Origin of the sequence: Protofrankia sp. Cr1, from assembly GCF_963555865.1 — a bacterium.
Classification (GTDB): Bacteria; Actinomycetota; Actinomycetes; order Frankiales; family Frankiaceae; genus Protofrankia.
Genome location: NZ_CAUVXO010000519.1, coordinates 1 through 2,529 on the forward strand (window position 1 = coordinate 1; position 2,529 = coordinate 2,529).

A 2,529-nucleotide genomic window follows, 5' to 3' on the forward strand; every position below is an offset into this window, starting at 1 on the left:
AAACCGGGCGGATACCCCGGTAGCGCTCGTAGAGCACGGACCGGTCGAAGGCGACGGCGAGATCCTCGGGCGTGAGGCCGGGCCCGCCGTCGCGGACCTCTATGACAATGTGCGCACCTTCCTTGCGGAGGGCGAAAACGATCGGTGCGCCGGCTGGTACGACCCGTAGCGCGTTCTCGGCCAGACCGTCGATGATCTGCCGGCACCGGGCCGCGTCGGTTACGGCATCGAGCGGCCCGCTCGGGATCTCCATCCGCAGCTCGACCCCTTCGGCCGCGCACCGCCGCTCCCAGACCTGCGCGGCGGCGCTGACGACCGCGCTCAGGTCGACGGTGTCCAGATCGATGCGGAAGTCATCGGCACCCAGGCGGGCCAGATCGAGAAGGTCGCGGACCAGGCGGTCGAGCCGCAGGGCCTCGGCGAGCAGCACGCGGCCGGTCGCCGCCACCGAGTCAGCCGGCGTGACCTCATCCACCAGGGCCTCGGCAAAGCCGCGGATCGCGGTCAACGGTGTGCGCAGCTCGTGCGAAACGGAAAGCAGGAATTCACGCTGCCGTTCCTCGCTGATCGCCAGGGCGGCGATGAGGTGGTTGAGGGCCTCGCCCACGTCGGCTATCTCCGCAGGCCCGTAAACCTCGACCCGGACGTCGCGGCGGCCAGCCGCCAGTTCGTGCGCCGCGCCGGCCATGGCCCGCAGGGGACGCGCGAGCCGGCGGGCGAGCAGCAGGCCCATCGCGGTCGCGGCGCACAGTGCGACAACGAGCGCGATCGCGAGCCGGCGCGAGACGGGTACGCTGAGTTCCCGACCCTGGGATGCCGGTTGCACCAGGGCTACCGCGCCCCCGTCGGTCAATGGTCGGGCGGCGATGTTCACCCGGCGTCCCGTGACCGTGGCGGCCCGTCCGACCGGATCACCGGCGCTCAGTCTGGCCAGGACCTCGCCCGACAACTCGGCCCGCCCGGCGCCACGCGGTCCCCAGCTTGAGGTCACGATTCCGTCGCCGTCGAGGCGGATGACGGTGATCTGCTGGGCCACAAGCATCCGGCCCACGCCCGGCCTGAATTCAACGGTCTTCGCCGGGCGATCGTAGAACTGCGCGACGAGGTCAGCCTGTCGTCCCAACGCCCGCCGGGCCTGGTCGTCGGCGGCTCCGCCGATCAACCTCAGGAAGATCACTCCCGTGAGGACGACCGTGAGCGTGGCTACGGCGGTGGCCAGCAGGGCCGCTCGTAGCGCAAGTCCGCTGCGGGGCCGGGGCCTGGAGCGAAGCCGAAGCCGAAGCCAAAGCCAACGCCTGGTGCGGGGCTCAGGCGTCGGCGGTATAACCGACACCGCGCACCGTCCGGATCGGACTTGCGTCGCCGAGCTTGGCGCGGACCTGGGCGACGTGGACATCGACGGTCCGGGTGCCCGCCGCCGCCGAATATCCCCACACCTGTGACAGCAGCCGTTCACGGGAGTGGACCAGACCGGGCCGCCGCAGCAGAGTGGACAGCAGGTCGAACTCTGTCGCCGTGAGGACGACATCCCGGCCGTCGGCCAGCACGCGGCGGCGGCCGAGGTCCATCACAACCGTGCCGGCCCGCAGGGTCTGGGAGATGTCGGGTGCGCCGGCCGTGCGGCGTAGCACCGTTCGCAGTCGGGTGACGAGTTCGCGCGGGGAGAAGGGCTTGGTGACGTAGTCGTCCGCGCCCAGTTCCAGACCCAGGATCCGGTCCGCTTCGTCGTCGCGTGCCGTCACGATGAGTACGGGGATCCAGTTCTCCTCGCGCCGCAACGTCCGGATGATGTCCAGGCCGTTCATCCCGGGCAGGCGGATGTCGAGAATGATCGCTACCGGCGCCAGCAGCCTGGCCGCGGCCAGTCCGTCCGCGCCGTCGGCGCAGACATGCGCACCGAACCCGTCACGGGCCAGATACAGCCGGATGAGGTCGGCGATATGGCGCTCGTCCTCGACGACCAGGACGAGACCGGACGAGTCGTCTCCCACGGTCGTCAGTGTGACGTTGGTGAGCGTCGATGCGCGCACTGCCCCCGCGGCGAGTGGCGTGGTATTGCCGCCGGGGACGGCGCCCCGGACGGCAAGACCGACAGCACTGGCAGCGACGGCGACGGCGACCCGCCGGTGAGGGGGCAGAACCACGATCGCATCGCCTTTGGCCCTGTGGTTATTCGAAAACTTCGGCCTCCGGCGATGCGACAGAACCACGATCGCATCGCCTTTGGCCCTGCGGTTATTCGAAAACTTCGGCCTCCGGCGATGCGACAGAACCACGATCGCATCGCCTTTGGCCCCCCTATGCGGAGCAGGCCCAGCTGATCGAGCCGGCCAGGGTGCGGCCCGCTGAGGTCTGTCCGCTGAATGACAGCGAACCGCCTGTGGACGTGATCGCGGCGGTGGTTGCGATGGCGTCCACCGCGTACGCGCCTTCGGCGGATGAGCTGACCGAAACGGTGACCAGGGCCGGGTAGGACCCGGGGCCGTGGTAGGCGGCGACCCGCACGGTCTCGGCGACGGTGTATCCGCG

The 2,529-nt window shown here is 70.1% G+C and carries 2 protein-coding genes and 1 pseudogene; all 3 read right to left on the minus strand.

Translation table 11 applies throughout. The features are described 5' to 3' along the window. A partial coding sequence (locus U9980_RS24955; protein WP_322770162.1) for a HAMP domain-containing sensor histidine kinase occupies positions 1–1,333 on the minus strand: 1,333 nt, incomplete at its 3' end. Beyond that, positions 1,308–1,991, minus strand: coding sequence for a response regulator transcription factor (locus U9980_RS24960; protein WP_416210392.1), 684 nt, complete (start codon positions 1,989–1,991; stop codon positions 1,308–1,310). The genes U9980_RS24960 and U9980_RS24955, both read right to left, overlap by 26 nt. Before the next feature lie 307 nt (positions 1,992–2,298). After that, positions 2,299–2,529 (minus strand): annotated as a pseudogene (locus U9980_RS24965) (hypothetical protein); the annotation flags it as partial.